Origin of the sequence: Pseudomonas sp. ESBL9 (assembly GCF_036668715.1) — a bacterium.
In the GTDB taxonomy this organism is placed as follows: Bacteria; Pseudomonadota; Gammaproteobacteria; order Pseudomonadales; family Pseudomonadaceae; genus Aquipseudomonas; species Aquipseudomonas lundensis.
This window is the reverse complement of the sequence record NZ_JAZEVV010000010.1, coordinates 50111-66916: the sequence shown is the minus strand read 5'-3', so window position 1 is coordinate 66916 and position 16806 is coordinate 50111. Positions and strand designations below refer to the sequence as shown.

Here is a 16806-nt window from a genome sequence, read left to right as displayed (position 1 = left end):
GTCAGCAGCTGCGCGGCGTTAGCCCAGCACTTCGCTCAACGGGATGAAACCCACTTCATCGCCCTGCGCCAGGGTACTGCCCTCGCGCACTTCCACCAGCCCTTCGGCCCACGCCGCGCTGCGCAGCACGCCTGAGCTTTGGTTCTTGTAGATAACCGCACGGCCCTGTTCCAGTCGCCCGCGCAAGTACTCGCGACGATTGCCCGGCTTGGCCCAGACGAACCCGGCCGGCACCTGAAAGGTCAGCGGCTCGACCGCCTGCACACCTTGACGGCGCAGCAGGTACGGCCGCGCCAGCAACGCAAAGGTCACCAGCGTCGAGGCCGGGTTACCCGGCAAGCCGATGACCGGCACGCCACGGTAATGCCCGCACGTCAGCGGTTTACCGGGTTTGATCGCCAGCTTCCACAGCGCCAGCTCACCTTCTTCACGCAGGGCAATCCCCAGGAAGTCAGCTTCACCGACGGACACCCCGCCCGTGGACAGAATCAAATCCACATCGCCCAATTCAACCAGGCGTTGGCGGGTGGTCGGCAAATCATCCGGCAAGATGCCCGCATCCAGCACCTCACACCCCAGGCGGGTCAGCCAACTGCACAGCAACACGCGGTTACTGTTGTAAATCTGGCCCGGCCCCAAGGGCTGACCCGGCTCAATCAGTTCATCCCCGGTGGACAACACGGCCACGTGGACCCGCCGAATCACTTCAAGCGTGGCGCAGCCCAGCGACGCGGCCAGCCCTTGCTCAATCGGCCCCAGGCGCGTACCTGCGGGCAATACCACCTCACCGACCGTGGTTTCCTGCCCTTGTGGACGAATGTTCTGCTGGACGCGCAGCGACTGAGTGAACACCACCCGCCCATCGGCCTGCACCTGCGCGTTTTCCTGCATTTCGACGCAATCCGCCCCGGCAGGCAACGGGGCCCCGGTGAAGATCCGCGCACAGGTGCCGCGTGCCAGCGCCTCGGGCGCCTGCCCGGCAAAAATGCGCTGGCTGACGGGCAACGGCTCACCCGTCCAGTCAGCAAGGTGCAGTGCGTAACCGTCCATGGCGCTGTTCGGCCAGGGCGGCAGGTCCAGGGTGGAGACCAGATCCTGCGCCAATACCCGCCCCTCGCAGGCGGCCAGTGGCAAGGTCTCGGTGTCGCGGATCGGCGCGGCTTCGGCCAGCGCCAGCAGGCGCGCAAGGGCCACTTCAACCGGCATCAATTCACCGGTGCGGCCCGGCTTACCCACGGGTTTCACAGGCCGCTGCCTGCTTCAGGTGCGCCACAAAATTGCAGGGGCGATGACGGGCGTCCAGTTGCTCGGCCAGAATCCCGTCCCAGCCCGTGCGTACGGCATTGGTCGAACCCGGCAGGCAGCACACCAGCGTGCCGTTGGCCAGACCGGCCAGGGCGCGCGATTGCACAGTCGAGGTGCCGATGTCGGCCACGGAAATCTGCCGGAACAACTCACCAAAACCGTCCACCTGTTTGTCCAGCAGGCAGCTCACGGCCTCGGGCGTGCTGTCGCGGGCCGTGAAACCGGTGCCGCCGGTCATCAGCACCACCTGCACGTCATCCTCGGCAATCCACTGCGCAACCTGAGCGCGGATTTTGTACAGGTCATCCTTGAGTAACACCCGCGCCGCCAATCGATGGCCCGCGTCAGTCAGGCGGTCGACAAACACCTGACCCGAGGTGTCGGTGTCGAGGGTGCGGGTATCGCTGACGGTCAGAACAGCGATGTTCAAAGGTACGAAAGGCGCATCAACCTTGGCTTTCATAGACGAGGTCCAGTTGTAGGAAGAACAGCCCGGTGTTATATCACAGCCCTTCTTTTGCCTGACTGCGCGGAGTCAATTCATGAACCGGTTCCCCTGCTCCATCCTGTTACTGGCGGGCGGACGCGGCCAGCGCATGGGCGGGCACGATAAAGGGCTGGTGCAGTGGCAGGGGCAGCCGCTGATTGCCCATGCCGTGAACGTGGTACGGCCTTTCACCGATGACCTGATTATTTCCTGTAACCGCAACCGCGAGCGTTACGCGGCCTTGGCCGATCAATGGGTCAGCGATGGCAACGACGACTTCGAGGGGCCATTGGCCGGTATCCGCGCCGGGCTGGCGGCCGCACGGCATACCCATTTGCTGGTGCTGCCTTGTGACGTACCGCAGATCGACGCCGCACTGATCGCCCGGTTGCTCGACACCGCCGCTCAGCAGCCTGCCCGACCGGTCATGGTGCGTCAGGGCGAACACTGGGAGCCGTTGCTCTGCGTGATCCCCGTGCAACACCGCGGCGTGTTTGATACGGCCTGGGAAAACGGCGAGCGCAGCCCGCGCAAAATCATGCTTGAGCTCAATGCACAGGCCTGCAAATGCGCCGACAATGATCCGCGGCTGCTCAACGTTAATACCCCGGATTTACTCAAATAAACGCAATAGCTATCCTTGCGCCACTCGTCAGGGAACTTGCTGACGATGTATACGTCTCAGGGTCAGTTACCTATAAAGCACATTCATTTGTTGGAGAAACACCATGACTCATCGGACTCTCGCCGCTCTCATGCTCACTGCTGGCCTGGCCGCCCTTGCTGGCTGTGCTTCGCCAACCGTGATCACGCTCAACGACGGTCGTGAAATCCAGGCAACCGACACGCCTAAGTACGATGAAGATTCGGGCTTCTACCAGTTCAAACAATTGGACGGTAAAGAAACCCGCATCAACAAAGATCAGGTGCGTACCGTTAAAGAGCTGTAAGTTTCATGCGTTAAAACAAAACCCGCCTGGTGCGGGTTTTGTTGTTTCTGGCCCGCCGTCGGTTGTGTGTTGCCTACCAGTCCAGCTTGATCCGGCTCTCGAAATAACGCGCCTGGCCTGTCACCGGATCGATAAAACGCAACGTTTTGGCCAGCAGTTTCAACGGATTGGCGTAGTCATCCACCGCATCCTTGATCACCTGCGGGTAAAACGGGTCGTTGCAAATCCCGGCCCCCAGCGCCGCCATGTGCACGCGCAATTGATGCTTCTTGCCGGTCACCGGCGATAACCCGTAACGCCACAGGTCACCATTTTTCTCGATCACACTGACGTGGGTCTCGGTGTTGCTGGCACCCGGCCCTTCCTGCATACGGAAGAACGGTTCGCCCTCGATCAAACGACTTTTATGCACGCGGGGGAGCGGCAGATCCGGCAACGCTGGCGCAATGGCTTCGTAGTGTTTGTCGATTTGGCGAGTGGGGAACAGCGATTGATACGCCGAGCGACTCGCCGGGTTGGCCGAGAACAGCACCAGCCCGGCGGTGTGCCGGTCAATGCGGTGCAAGGGCACCAGATTCGGATTGCCCAAGGTGCGAATCAGCCGCCGCAGCAAGGTTTGCTCGACGTATTCACCTGCCGGGGTGACGGGCAAAAAGTGCGGTTTATCGGCGACGACCAAATGCTCATCGGCATAAAGGATGGTCTCTTGCACGGGGATCGGCGTTTCGTTGGGCACTTCACGAAAATAGTGAATCCGCAGGCCTTCCTTATACGCCAGTTGCGGGCCCACTGGCCGACCGTCGGCGCCCAGCACCCGCCCACGGGCCATGCGGTCCAGCCACTGCTCACGGCTGATCGCACGAAAGTGATCACACAAACAATCCAGCACGGTCGACCATTCGCCCGGCGGCAGATACAGGGTGCTGGCTTGGTGCTCGGCGGCATTGAACGCGGGGGGCGACATAGTGAACTCGGCAGTGAAATGCAGCCGGGGATTATCGCCCACAGTCCCAGCCCAAGGAACCATCAATCGTCCGTTGCCCTATATATGTAGCCATTTTGCGCGCACACACCGGTACACACTGCTCACCTCTTAATCGCTTACCGGCGCTTGGCTGGACTCAAGCCAGGGCCGCACTACCTGACTATTGGTGAGTTATCTCTATGAGTGATGTGTTTCATCTATCGGATGCCTTGAGCGCCGAACTGGTAATGGCAAGCCCCGATGCCGAAAAGCAACTCATCCAGACCTGGACCGAGCTGGATACAGCAATTCAAACGGTATTGGCGGATCAACCTACCCTCGAATCAGTCCTGCAAAACCAATTGAAAACCCGTTTTCCTGACGCGTCAGGCGCGCTGAATCCTGAGCACCTGCTGGTTGAGATCAAACCCACCCATCCGGTTTCGACCGCAGATAGCTCGCAACCCCTGAGCGTCATGGATACGGTACTGGATACCTTTCGGACGGGGATTTACCCCCATTACCCGCAAAACCGGACCACTGTGGGCATGATTAACGCCGAGCCTGCCACAGGTCTTGATGCAGGCCTTTTTGAAACCTTTGTCGCGGACGCTCGCCAGCACGTGCGCAGCTATTTTTCGCAACAGACAACCGAGTTCTGGCAATCCCGGACCCCGCTCACCGGTGCCCTTTCCAGAAAGGCCTGGTTGCTGGACAAGCTCAGCGCATTGCTGGAGGCCGAGTCTCAATTGCTGTCTTTCGACAGCACACTGACGCCTGAGCACATCGTGCTGGTCAATCAGGTGGTGCGCTACCCAACCCTCGCGGCCCGCGCAGCGCTGACTGCTTTCTCGCGCCCGGCCGTCTACGCCTTGGCGCTAAAAACACCTGATGAACCTGATCAGGCTAATTTGACCGGTGCATTTGTCATCACGGCCCGTGATGGCACCGGCGCGGACAACGAACAGGGCGCGTATTCGATTCCGGAAAAAACAGCTGCGGTGCACATCCGTTCGACTGCCGATGCAGGCAAGGCGGTGCTGTACACACCCTCAGGTGGCTTGGAGGGTTTTGAATCGTTACAGGCATTGCACACTGAAATTGAACGACGCTGGCGCAGCCCTTCGGAGTTCGAATCGATGCTTGAACTGCTTTCAACGCAGGATCTAAACCGCATCGAGACGTGGGATAAAGGCGTGACCTCATCGCTTGAGGTGCTATTCAGTGAAATTCAGGTCTCATTGTTTGAGCATGTATTGACTGCGCATGACGACCAGCGTGAGCAGAACATCATTCATCTGCTGCTCAATTCGGCTAACCACTCCACGCAAGCCATTAAAGAAGGGCTGGCGCATGCCGTCGATTATGCGCACCGCTTCAAACAGGCCAATGCCCTCAATGCGCGATCTGTCAAACGTATTGCCAAAACGGCACGCGACTGGCTGCTTAAAGCCACGAGCGTTGACCGCCAGGCCTGGCTTGATGCGTCTGAGCACTATCAATTGATGAGCCTGATCGCCAATGAAAATGGCGCGCCCTCTCCAGCTCAATTTGGCGACCGACCGTTCCTGCTGCGTTATGCACGTGAACAAATACGCCAGCATATCCAGGTCGAATATGGATTGAACGTTGACCCGGATACCCTCCTGATTACGGTCACTGCCGCCGAGCGAGGATCGGGGCCTGTTATCCCGTTGACGGGCTGGGCGCCCTCGTCCTACACCGCCGCCAACAGTCTTTCACGCACCGGGCCGACTATCCAACTGGCCAGTACCACCCGAACCATGACTGAACTGGCGTTGGAGAATGTCAGTAAATTTGATATTGACTATGCACTGACGGCCCGCGTGACAACCCTTACCAGCGACGACACATCATCGTCACCACTGACGGCAGGGCAGATAAAAACCATCATTCGAACCGTCAATATTGGCGATAACTATGAAGCTTTCCTCAAAGACACACTCATCGACTCTCCAAAAGCTGTAGCGCGACGAGAGTCCGCCATGCAACTGATGCTTGCGCAACTGCGTGTGGATGCCCTGGAGGCCAAAATAACCGGGGACTTCTTCCCTGATCGGCTGGCTCGGGGTTATCGATGGGTTGAAGCGGCATTCAATGAAGCCTCTTCACCGTCGATCCCGGCAGTGGTGGAAGGGCATACGATTAAAGTTTTTCAACTGTTGATTAGTGAAGCCACCGTGCGCGGTGTGTTGATCTTTGGCACGCCACCGGATGTGGAAAAAGAAGATCCTGCACTGATGCTCGACCTTCTTGCGCCTCACCCGCATTTTGCCGTCCAATCTCTCGTGGTTTACACCCCGTCAGCCCCGGACGGCAAGCGTTTCCGTGAGTACGTAAGCCGTCAGCATCTGGCTAAAAAATTTCTGACCAACCCGCAGTTGAACGACTATTTCGTTTCGCGCGTCAGCCACAGTCATCAGGATCGTGTGCGCCGACTACTCAACAAAGGGTTGAGGGCACCGGATGCGAAACTGTTACCCGTTACTGGAAACTTTATCGAACAGGCGTGCCTTGCAGAAGCTCGCCACGCATTAGCCAATGCAGATGCACTGAGCAATTCAACCTCCGAAGTGAACCAGCTCACTGTTTGGAACAGCATTGAAACAACAGTGGATGTCGTGACCGCAGTGTTGCCGCTCAAAGTGACCGCGCCCATTGCGCTGGGACGCAGTTTGATGTCGCTGTGGAATTTCATCGACGCGCTCAAGCGCGACAGCCAGCGTGAAGCCATCGCCCATTGGGTGGGCATGATTTCGCACTGGGTGGACGCTGGTATCGATATTGGTGTGGGCATTGTCAGGGCCTCAAAGACGGTTGCAACACCCGCTCCGGCGCTTGATTCGAAATGGCGTTTCACCCAAAGCGTGTCCGACCTGACCTTGCGCACCGATGGGATCTACCAGGGTGTCTATGAAAAAATAATTTCACGCAGTGAGACTTCGCAGTTTTTCATTCATCAAGAGCAGCACTGGTTTCAAGTTATATACGATTCGCGCTTGAGCACATGGCGCGTGATGGATATGCGTAATCCGCAAGCCTGGTATCGCTCCCCTATTGCACGCGACAGTGCAGGCGTATGGCGCATCGAACATCCGCAGGCGGGTTTGCGCGGCGGTATGAAATCGACTCTGGCACCCTTTCGCGTGAGGGTCGCATTTCCGAACTTCAGTTTCAGAGAAGCCCGAAAATTACTGGACCAATTTGATTTTCCGCACGCCAACCAAAGTCGCCTGGAGCTGGATCTGGCGGAATACTTGGTCAAACATCACGAGTTTCCCATCTGGTCGCGACAGTACCTCAAACCGGGCCTGGGTGAAGCCGCCGCACGGGCGCAGGCTGCAAGTTCCGGTGCCAACGTGCGCTTGAGCAACAAACGCACCCTGCCCGCTGCGTCAGAGGATTTACCGGTAAAAAAAACCAAACAGCCCGTATTCTCAACCACCACGGCAGTCGTTGAGCCTCTAAACAGCACAAGCTGGAAGCGCTGGGGCAAAACGTTTAATGAGGCTCAATTAAAACCCCAGAGCATCAATCCACCCATTTCAAAAGTTACCGACGCGCTGGGCACTCATCGGGTCATCAACATAGACGGGCTCTATTACGAAATATTGCCGCAAGGCAACCTCGCCCAAGGCAATCGTGTATTTATCAAATACCCGGACAAGCCATGTAATAGCTACGAGCAATTAGGCTTGCGCATCCATGAAAGTCCCTTTTTACAGCCCCGGATGGCCGTCTTCACTGACGGAGCATGGACTGTATTCCCGCCATTTTTCCACAAGTCCCTCGCCCAGTTTGTCGGCTCCCTTCTACCTGCATTAACACCTGCATCACGCAGTGCACTGGCCAAAAAACTCTATCGTATGGCCGATGCTTCAAGCACGGACTTGACCCCTGCCCGCATGAGAAACATCAACAACACCTTGCATGGGTGGCGAGCAGGACAAGCGGTGCCCGACAACATTCACCTAGGTGACCCACTCGCGCTGTTGGCACAGGGAACAGGCATCGGTAACAAAACGTTCACCATGGGGCAACTGGCCCGCCGGGCATTTTTCAACCAGCTCGATCTGGTCTTGCTGGCCAGCGAACGGCTGCTGCTCACGGAGCCGTTAGGGTTGAACAAAATGATGAGGGGCCTGCTGGAACGCTTGGGGTTCGAGATCTATCCCGACGTCACCAGTGCGACTGAGCTGGTTTTCCGCCGCAAAGGCGCCAGCACCATTAACTACCTGCAACTACACCGTGTTGACACGCCACAGATTTCACTGGCCAAACCGCTGACGGAATCGGTCGACGACTTTATCCGGCGCAATCCTCTGTCGCCGCTTTCCATGGCGCTGAAGACAGCCAAACAGGAAGGCAAGTTGTTGACGTTCCTGGGCGGGGTTCAAGTTGCCCCGCTCAGCGACGTGCCGACCGGGTTCATCTATAGGGCCTGACACAGCGGCGTGAACCCCTGCTGCGCTGCGCCATGCCGAGCCATTCGATCAGCATGGGGCGGTGCATCAGCGGTTGGACGTCGACCTACCGCAGAAACGCCACAATCTGTTCGGTATCGAATGGCCAACCCAACTCGGCGCCCGTGTCCACGCGACGCAGGACAGGAATGCGCAACCCGTAGGCTTCAAACAGTGCCTCGCTGTCGGCAATATCGATCAGTTCGACCAGTAAACCGTGTTCGACCAGCGGCATGACTTCTGCTTCAGCGAGTTCACACAGATGACAACCCAGCGTGCCGAACAGTTGACATTCGGAAGGCATAATTCACGACCTGAGAAAAATAGGCGTTCATTCTAGGAGCCTCACCCTTTGTCGTCGACCCGAATCCGGCGCCGCCAGTCACTTGGCCGAGTCGGTCTGCGGGCGCCGGGGGCTGACGGCGAACGTGCGAGCACAATAGGCCGTGGCCCAATCCAGTACCGGTTTCTCGAAGAAACGATAGGCCAGCGCCCCGTAACACAGCACGGCGGCCATCATGAGCAGCAGAAACAGCGCGTTGTCCCACGGACTGTCAGGCCACGCCCCGACCCGTTGCCAAAGATGACCGATCACCCCCAACACCAACAAATGCGACAGGTAAATGGTGTAGGACATATCGCCGGTAAAAACCAGAAACGCGGGCACGCGAATCAACTTGCGGCGTTCCAGCAGCGCCAGCGAGCCCACGACGGCGCCGAACACCAGCCCTACTGACAGCATGCGCACCAGCCCTTCGGCAAAGAACAGCTTGTACCCGTAAATCAGCGGGAAACCCGCCAGCAGTGCGATCAGCAACGTCGTCCACACCCAAGCGGTCGGGACCTTGGCGCTGTGCTTGCTGTAAAAAAATAACGCCAGTGCGCTGCCCGCAATGAACTCCAGCGCATAGGGGTGAAGCATGATTTTCAATGCCGGATTGAAGTCTTGCCAATTGGCCAGCCCGTTGAAGGCAACCAGCCCGATCGCCCATAGCGCGAGCAACACCGGCAGGTGTTTTTCCCTGAAAAACAGCAGTCCGGTGAAGACCAGGTAAAACCAGAGTTCAAACACCAGTGACCAGGCCACCATGACCAGCAAGACGCGGTCATTGGGCAACAGCAAAAACGACATCAGCAGGTTCGAACTGCCGTGTGAGGTGTTCACCACCCCCGGCATCGCCAGGGTCACGCCGAGCGTAATGAAGAAGTACAACCAGTAGTTGGGGTAGATGCGCGACAGTCGATTGAACACAAAGCGCCGGGTTTGCACGGCGTTTTGAAAGCGCCCACGGGTCACGATGACCATGACAAAGCCGCTGATGACGAAAAAAAGGTCGACCCCCAGCTGAAAAAAATTCACCAGCGCTGGCAATAACAGATCGCCACCGGAATACTTCGCCTCCACCGACGCCATGTGAAATAACACCACCCCCAGAACGGCAGCGCCTCTCAAGCCTTGCAGGGAATACAGACGTTCCATAACGCTCCTGACGACTACGCTTGTCTTGCATCCATTTAGCAACTGGTTCTGAGCATAGCGAAGGACCGTCATTTTGGAATTTTGCCGTCAAACAATGATGCACATCAGCGCCGGCCCCTTCTATTTGCTGGATGCTCGCGACTTTTTTTATTTGAACTGACAGGGAAGACTCTTGTGTTTGCCAATTTATTGATCATCCTCGCCTCTTCGCTGGTGGTGATCGCCTTTTTCAGGCGATTGAAACTGCCGCCGGTACTGGGCTATTTGTGCGTGGGCCTGTTTGTCGGGCCTACCGCGCTGGACTGGATCAACGACAGCCCGAACCTGCCCGACCTGGCCGAGCTGGGGGTGGTGTTCCTGCTGTTTTCCTTGGGGCTGGAGTTTTCGTTGCCCAAGATGCTGGCGCTGCGCAAGGTGGTGTTCGGGTTGGGCAGCTTGCAGGTGCTGTGCACCTCGCTGGTGCTAGGGGCGCTGTTGTATGCATTTGGCATGAGCCTGAACGCCGCGTTCTTGCTGGGCGCCGGGCTCGCCCTGTCGTCCACGGCCATTGTCAGCAAGGAGCTCACCAGCCTGGGTGAAATCTTCAGCCGCCATGGGCAGAACGCCATTGGCGTCTTGTTGTTTCAAGACGTGGTCGCGGTGCTGTTGCTGACGCTGGTGCCGGTATTTGCCGGGAGCAGCGATCAGGCCTGGTACTGGGCACTGCCGATCACGCTGGGCAAAACCGTGATTCTGTTCGTGGGCCTGTTACTGGCCAGCCGTTTTCTGCTGCCGCGCCTGTTCCATGAAGTGGCAGCCTCGCGCTCGGCGGAGCTTTTTGTGCTGCTGGCGCTGGTCATTGTGCTGCTGACCGCTTGGCTCACGCACTTGTTGGGCCTATCGCCTGCCCTCGGGGCATTCCTGGCCGGGATGCTGTTGGGGGAAAGCCATTACCGCCATCAGATCGAAGCCGACATCCGCCCGTTTCGCGACATCTTGCTGGGGCTGTTCTTCGTCAGTATCGGCATGCTCATCGACCTGCAACTGTTCGTGCACGACGGTTTTCTGATCCTGGGCCTGACCCTGGCCTTGCTGTTAATCAAGGGCGGCGTTGTGGCGCTGTTGGTCAAGCTGCGCGGCAGCGAGGGCGAGACCGCGTGGCGCAGCGGCCTGGCGCTGGCACAAGGCGGCGAATTTTGTTTCGCGCTGATGGCGCAAATGCAAAGCAATGCCTTGATCCCGCCCGAAATGGCCAGTTACCTGCTGGCCGCCACGTTCTGCTCCATGCTGCTGACGCCTTTGCTGCTGCGCGCGGCGCCACAAATTGCCGCACGCTTGCATCGCAAGTCGTACGAAGAAGCCGAGCTGGAAGAGATCGCGGCGCAGAACGCCGAATTGCACGGGCATGTGGTGATGTGCGGCTATGGTCGCGTCGGTCAGTCCATCGGGCGGTTCTTGCGCAGTGAGCACCATGATTTCGTGGCGCTGGACTATGATCCTGAACGCATTCAGGAGGCCGCCAAGGTCGAGAGTTGCGTGCATTACGGCGACGCCCGGCGCGGCGACCTGTTACGCGCCGTGGGCCTGGACCGCGCGCGCCTGCTGGTGATTGCGGTCGACGACACGGATGTGGCCATGTGCGTGCTCAAAGAGGCGCGCCTGATCACGATTGATGTGCCGATACTGGTGCGCACCCGCGACGATAGCCTGTTGGTCGAGCTCAAGGCTGCCGGGGCAACCGAAGTGGTGCCCGAATTGCTGGAGTCGAGCCTGATGCTGGCCTCCCATGCGCTGATTCTGCTGGGCATCCCGGAACGCGCCGTTCGACACCGCGTAGACGAAGTCCGGCACAACCGTTACCACTTGCTGGACGGGTGCCTGGAAAACGCCGACGCGCGCGAAACGCCAGGCTTCAACCGCGAAGGCGAGTAATTTAAGGTAAGGTTTTGTCACAACGCACGGGTAACGGCTCCAGGGCCTGCCCGACACGAGAATTTCAGTGAACCTTCATTCACTGCCTACACTCTGAACCATCAAGAAGCCACTCACGGAGATCATCATGGCCCGCACTACAGCAAAAAATGCTCAAGAGATTTTGATGGCTGACTTCCAGACACTGGTTGCCGACACCGAACGCCTGCTGGAACACACCGCCTCGCTGGCGGGGGATCAGGCAGACGAACTGCGTGCACAGATCAAGGACAGCTTGCTCAAAGCCCGTGAATCCCTTGAAGAAACCAAGGAGTCACTGCAAGAACGCGGTCAGGCTGCGGTGGTGGCCACTGAAGATTACGTGCAGGCCAACCCTTGGCAATCGGTCGGTATCGCGGCGGGCGTTGGCTTTCTGATTGGTCTGCTGGCTACGCGGCGCTGAATATGACTGACGAATCCGGCTCCCCTCGTTCCTCACCGCGGCGCCTGGGTGCCGCCTTTCTCGGCCTGTTGCACAGCCATGTCGAGTTGCTGGGCATTGAGCTGCAAGAACAGAAAGCCCGTACGGTCAGCCTGTTGCTGTTTGCCGGGCTGGCCTTGGTATTCGGGCTGTTGCTGCTGATCGGGTTGTCGGCACTGGTGCTGATTCTGGTCTGGGACAGCTATCGTCTGGCCGGCATCATCGGGCTGTGCGTGTTCTACACCCTGGCCGCCATCTACTGTGGCCTGCGACTCAAAGCGGCCGTGTTCGATGAGTCCTCTCCTTTCAACGCCACGCTTGAAGAGCTGGCCAAAGACCGCGAGCGTTTGTTGCCATGAACCTGCCTGAAATGCCGCCCAAAGCGTCGCGTCGCGAGATGCGCAAGGTGTTGATCCGCTTGCGGATGGAAATGCACCGCCAGGAGATCCGCCACGAAACGCAGCAGATGCTACAGCCCTTGCAGAAAATGCGCGGGATGACGAGCAACTGGCAAGAAAGCCTGGGCATCAAGCACGCTCCGCTTTGGGGTGTCGGGGCGGTCACGCTGCTCGGGTTTCTGACGGGCAAAGGCGCCCGCACCAAGGGCACCGGCCGCCTGTCTCGCCTGATCGGCCTGACAACAGGTCTGTTGCCCTTGATCAAACTGGTGATTCAGAGCACAGCCCGCAAGCCTTGAACGTGTCCACATGATCGGCGCAGAGGGCAGCGAAGCAACACTCGCCTGCCCACTGCGTCTGTTCATTCTGAAACCTGATCCCCCTTGCACCCTCCTGCGTGAAGCGAGAAGCTGAACCCCTACTCACTGACGGAGCACCGCGCCTTGGATTGGCAGACCCTACTTAATCGCGAACGCCTCGGAAAACCCCATCACAGCCCTGAAGAACTCGGGCGCAGCCCATTCCATAAAGATCATGACCGCATCATTTTCTCGGGCGCCTTCCGACGCTTGGGCCGCAAGACGCAGGTTCATCCCGTCACCAGCAACGATCACATTCACACACGCCTGACCCATTCCCTGGAAGTCAGCTGCGTGGGCCGTTCCCTGGGCATGCGGGTGGGCGAAACCTTGCGCAGCGTCCTGCCCGACTGGTGTGACCCCGCCGACCTGGGGATGGTGGTGCAATCGGCCTGCCTGGCCCATGACATCGGCAATCCTCCGTTCGGCCACTCGGGTGAAGACGCGATTCGCAACTGGTTCCAACAGGCCGCAGACCGCGGCTGGCTGGACGACATGAGTGAAGCCGAGCGTCGGGACTTCCTGAGCTTTGAAGGCAATGCACAAGGCTTCAGGGTGCTTACGCAGCTGGAGTATCACCAGTTCGACGGTGGCACCCGCCTGACCCACGCCACGCTGGGCACCTTCCTCAAATACCCGTGGACAGCACGGCATGCGGACTCGCTGGGTTATAAAAAACACAAGTTCGGCTGCTATCAGAGCGAGCTGCCCCTGCTTCAAGGGATCGCTCAGAAACTGGGCCTCCCGCAACTTGAAGACGAGCGCTGGGCTCGCCATCCATTGGTGTACCTGATGGAGGCAGCCGACGATATCTGCTACGCCTTGATTGACCTGGAAGACGGTCTGGAAATGGACTTGCTGGCCTACCACGAAGTGGAAGCCTTGCTGCTGGGCCTGGTAGGCGATGATTTACCGCAAACGTATCGACAGCTCGGGCCCAAAGACTCAGAGCGGCGCAAGCTCGCCATTTTGCGCGGCAAAGCCATCGAACACCTGACCAATGCCGCGGCGCGCACGTTTGTCGAGCAGCAGGATGCGTTGCTTGAAGGCACGTTATCGGGTGATTTGGTCGAGCACATGCACGGCCCGGCAAAGCGTTGCGTGCTGGATGCCAAAAACATGGCTCGGCAAAAGATCTTCCAGGACAAACGCAAAACCCTGCATGAGATTGGCGCCTACACGACGCTGGAGATCTTGCTGAATGCCTTTTGCGGGGCGGCCCTGGAGCAGCACAAAGGGCGTACGCCCTCTTTCAAGAGCCGTCGCATCCTCGATCTGCTGGGTAATAACGCGCCAGCCCCTCACTGGCCACTGCATCGTTCATTCATGCGCATCATCGACTTTATCGCTGGCATGACCGACAGCTACGCCACAGAAATGGCCCGAGAAATGACCGGCCGCTCAAGCCCCGTCTGAGCCCCTGCTTTTCTATACACGGCTCATCCCGATAACGGATGAGCCCTGTATAGCCCTGTCAGAAAATGGCGTTTAACGCCAAAGAATTAAAACAATACAAATAAACACAACAACCAAATATCCCAACAGTATGTAGTACTTTTCCTTCATCGCACTAAATAACTGCTTTAAACCCCAAACATTCAAGCCAAGAAACAGCCAATCCCTTCAACAACCGGCTCTTCGCCTATTCAACTAACCGTACTCTCGCGCCTTAATTTGCGTAGGAATTTTCCCATACTACGTTTGTAGGCCAAAGGGTTCGTGTGCCCACTCCTATAACTGAGCTATGGTGCGCGCTTTCTATACCGTGCTTAACAGGAATTAACTATGACCACCGTTTTTATTGTCGACGACCATCCGGTTATCCGGCTCGCGATTCGTATGTTGTTAGAACATGAAGGGTATGAAATAGTCGGCGAAACCGACAACGGCGTGGATGCAATGCAAATGGTGCGCGAGTGTGTTCCCGATTTGATCATTCTCGACATCAGCATCCCGAAACTCGACGGACTGGAAGTGCTTGCACGCTTTAACGCCATGAACTCAACCCTTAAAACGCTGGTCCTGACAGCGCAATCCCCCACCCTTTTTGCCATGCGCTGCATGCAATCCGGGGCTGCCGGGTATGTGTGCAAACAAGAAGAACTGAGTGAACTTGTCAGTGCAATAAAAGCGGTCTTCGCGGGCTACAATTATTTCCCCAGTCAGGCCCTGGCACCCGAGCGTCACGAGGATGGGGATTCTTCAGAAATCGAATTATTCAAATCGGTCAACGACCGGGAGCTGATGGTTCTGCAGTTATTTGCACAGGGCAAGACCAACAAGGAAATAGCCAAAGGCATGTTTCTAAGCAACAAAACCGTGAGCACTTACAAGAAAAGACTCATGCAAAAACTAAAAGCGAATTCATTGGTTGATCTTATCGAATTAGCCAAACGCAATTCTTTAGTGTGAGAAACAGGATGCCCACGCGGTTAATACACTTCCTTTCACTGATCACAGGTTTCATTCTGTGCTGGCCGGTATTGGTGCAGGCCAACGGCCGTGACAACTATTCATTGCTAAGCCGCTCGGGCATCTATTATCAGGAAGCGCTTCTCGATAAGAATCAACGTACCTGGTTGCAGGAAAAGCGCATATTGCGGGTGGGTATTTCATCGCCGGACTACCCGCCCTTTGACATGACCACCAGTGGTCAGGATTACGAAGGGCTTACTGCCGATTACACAGGGCTTTTGTCCAAGGCGCTCAACGTCTCTATCCGGGTTCAACGCTTCTCTACCCGAGAACAAGCGATTGATGCACTCGTGCAGGGCACCATTGATTTGCTCGGCACCTCAAATGGCTACGAAGCCTCCAACCCCGACCTGGTCCTGTCCATTCCCTACGCGGTTGACCAACCTGTGCTGGTAAGCCGCGAAGGAGAAAATCGTTCGCTGACGCAAGGTCTGCAAGGCCTGCGCCTGAGCATGGTTTATCACTATTTGCCACTGGCGGATGTCAAAAAGCTGTATCCCAAGGCGATTGTCCAGTCCTACCCTTCCTATCAGAACGCAATAAATGCAGTGGCCTTTGATCAGGCCGACGTATTTCTTGGGGATACGATTTCAACGCACTACATGATTAACAAGGGCTATTTGAAGAACATCAAAATGGCCAACTTCAGCAAGCATGAAGCGTATGGTTTCAGTTTTGCCGTTCGCCGCGACAACCCCATGCTGCTGGACATTCTCAATACCACGCTGGCGGCCATCCCCAACAGCGAACGTGAAAGCATTGCCAAACGCTGGAGCGCAGGCAGCGACATCCTGCTCTCCGACCAAAAACTTCAATTGACCGAGCGCGAGGAACGCTGGCTGGCTAAACACCCCACGGTCAAAGTCGTGGTCAACGAAACCCTGGCCCCCCTCAGTTTTTTTGATGCGGAGGGTAATTTTCGGGGCATTACGGCAGATCTGCTGGAAATGATCCGACTGCGAACCGGCTTACGTTTCGAAATTCAGCGAACCCGCAGCCTGGGCAACATGATTGACATGATCCAGCATCACGAAACCGACATCATTTCAGCGATCAGCCCTTCGGAGTCCAGGGAGGGCCAACTCAACTTCAGCCGTCCCTATCTCGAAAACTCATTTGTTCTGGTGACTGAAAAAGGCCCCGACCACCCTTCAAATCTTGAACAACTGGCCGGTAAACGTCTCGCACTGACGCTGGGTAATCCACTTACCCCTTATCTTCGTAAAGCATTCCCCGGCATTACGCTGGTTGAAACAGATGACATCTATCAGGCCACACAACTCGTGGCTGAAGGCAAAGTTGAGGGGGCGGTCAACACGCTGGTCATTGCCAACTACCTGCTGGCGTCTCAATTATTTCAGGACCGGTTACAAATCAGCGCGACCATTGGCACCCAACCAGCCACGTTCTCGTTAGCGACGGCCCGTGATGCCAGCGAGCTGAGCTCCATTCTGGATAAAGCGCTGCTCAGCATTGCGCCTGATGACCACGGTAAGCTATTTTCTAATAAAATGAGATAGAACCTACCCGGAG

At 57.3% G+C, this 16806-nt stretch carries 15 protein-coding genes; 10 read left to right on the top strand and 5 right to left on the bottom strand.

The annotated features are described in order from the left end of the window. Positions 1-18: 18 nt before the first annotated feature. Together V6F78_RS21080 and moaB are read right to left on the bottom strand one after the other, a co-directional pair. Positions 19-1206: a molybdopterin molybdotransferase MoeA gene (locus V6F78_RS21080; protein WP_169862859.1), complete on the bottom strand. Its 1188-nt coding sequence runs from the start codon at positions 1204-1206 to the stop codon at positions 19-21. Between the two features lie 22 nt (positions 1207-1228). Further along, positions 1229-1768, bottom strand: a complete 540-nt coding sequence (gene moaB / locus V6F78_RS21075) for a molybdenum cofactor biosynthesis protein B (protein WP_047273979.1) — start codon at positions 1766-1768, stop codon at positions 1229-1231. Between the two features lie 79 nt (positions 1769-1847). On the opposite strand from moaB, the gene mobA reads away from it, so the two are divergent. Both mobA and V6F78_RS21065 read left to right on the top strand, forming a co-directional pair. Next, positions 1848-2417: a molybdenum cofactor guanylyltransferase MobA gene (gene mobA, locus V6F78_RS21070; protein ID WP_047293041.1), complete on the top strand. Its 570-nt coding sequence runs from the start codon at positions 1848-1850 to the stop codon at positions 2415-2417. 103 nt (positions 2418-2520) lie between these two features. After that, a complete protein-coding gene (locus tag V6F78_RS21065) occupies positions 2521-2742 on the top strand; it encodes a YgdI/YgdR family lipoprotein (RefSeq protein WP_047273975.1) in 222 nt (73 codons plus the stop codon). Positions 2743-2815: 73 nt separating this feature from the next. Here the strand turns inward: V6F78_RS21065 and V6F78_RS21060 are convergent, their stop codons facing one another. Continuing rightward, complete coding sequence (locus V6F78_RS21060) at positions 2816-3706, bottom strand: RluA family pseudouridine synthase (RefSeq protein WP_047293039.1); 891 nt, start codon at positions 3704-3706, stop codon at positions 2816-2818. Between the two features lie 200 nt (positions 3707-3906). Between V6F78_RS21060 and V6F78_RS21055 the strand changes: the two genes are divergently transcribed. After that, complete coding sequence (locus V6F78_RS21055) at positions 3907-8172, top strand: dermonecrotic toxin domain-containing protein (RefSeq protein ID WP_332728157.1); 4266 nt, start codon at positions 3907-3909, stop codon at positions 8170-8172. 85 nt (positions 8173-8257) lie between these two features. Here V6F78_RS21055 and V6F78_RS21050 read toward each other — a convergent pair whose 3' ends face one another. Next, positions 8258-8494 (bottom strand): glutaredoxin family protein, encoded by a 237-nt coding sequence (locus tag V6F78_RS21050; protein WP_047293035.1) that lies wholly within the window; start codon positions 8492-8494, stop codon positions 8258-8260. 78 nt (positions 8495-8572) lie between these two features. After that, positions 8573-9670, bottom strand: a complete 1098-nt coding sequence (locus V6F78_RS21045; protein ID WP_047293033.1) for an acyltransferase family protein — start codon at positions 9668-9670, stop codon at positions 8573-8575. 174 nt (positions 9671-9844) lie between these two features. Here V6F78_RS21045 and V6F78_RS21040 point away from each other — a divergent pair, with 174 nt between their 5' ends. The 7 genes from V6F78_RS21040 (at position 9845) to V6F78_RS21010 (ending at position 16793) form a co-directional block, all read left to right on the top strand. Then, a complete protein-coding gene (locus tag V6F78_RS21040) occupies positions 9845-11581 on the top strand; it encodes a cation:proton antiporter (protein ID WP_047293031.1) in 1737 nt (578 codons plus the stop codon). A 127-nt stretch (positions 11582-11708) separates the two neighbouring features. Beyond that, entirely contained in the window at positions 11709-12023 is a 315-nt protein-coding gene (locus V6F78_RS21035; protein ID WP_047273963.1) for a DUF883 family protein, read from the top strand. A 2-nt stretch (positions 12024-12025) separates the two neighbouring features. Further along, positions 12026-12400, top strand: a complete 375-nt coding sequence (locus V6F78_RS21030) for a phage holin family protein (protein WP_047273962.1) — start codon at positions 12026-12028, stop codon at positions 12398-12400. Continuing rightward, the gene (locus V6F78_RS21025; protein WP_332728153.1) at positions 12397-12738 is read left to right on the top strand and encodes a hypothetical protein; all 342 of its coding nucleotides are present in this window, start codon (positions 12397-12399) and stop codon (positions 12736-12738) included. Before V6F78_RS21030 ends, V6F78_RS21025 begins: the two co-directional genes overlap by 4 nt. Before the next feature lie 144 nt (positions 12739-12882). Next, on the top strand, positions 12883-14214 hold the full coding sequence (locus V6F78_RS21020; RefSeq protein ID WP_314400044.1) for a deoxyguanosinetriphosphate triphosphohydrolase: 1332 nt from the start codon (positions 12883-12885) through the stop codon (positions 14212-14214). Between the two features lie 369 nt (positions 14215-14583). Continuing rightward, entirely contained in the window at positions 14584-15210 is a 627-nt protein-coding gene (locus V6F78_RS21015; RefSeq protein ID WP_047273956.1) for a response regulator transcription factor, read from the top strand. Positions 15211-15218: 8 nt separating this feature from the next. Then, complete coding sequence (locus V6F78_RS21010; RefSeq protein WP_332728197.1) at positions 15219-16793, top strand: transporter substrate-binding domain-containing protein; 1575 nt, start codon at positions 15219-15221, stop codon at positions 16791-16793. The last annotated feature ends 13 nt before the right edge of the window (positions 16794-16806 follow it).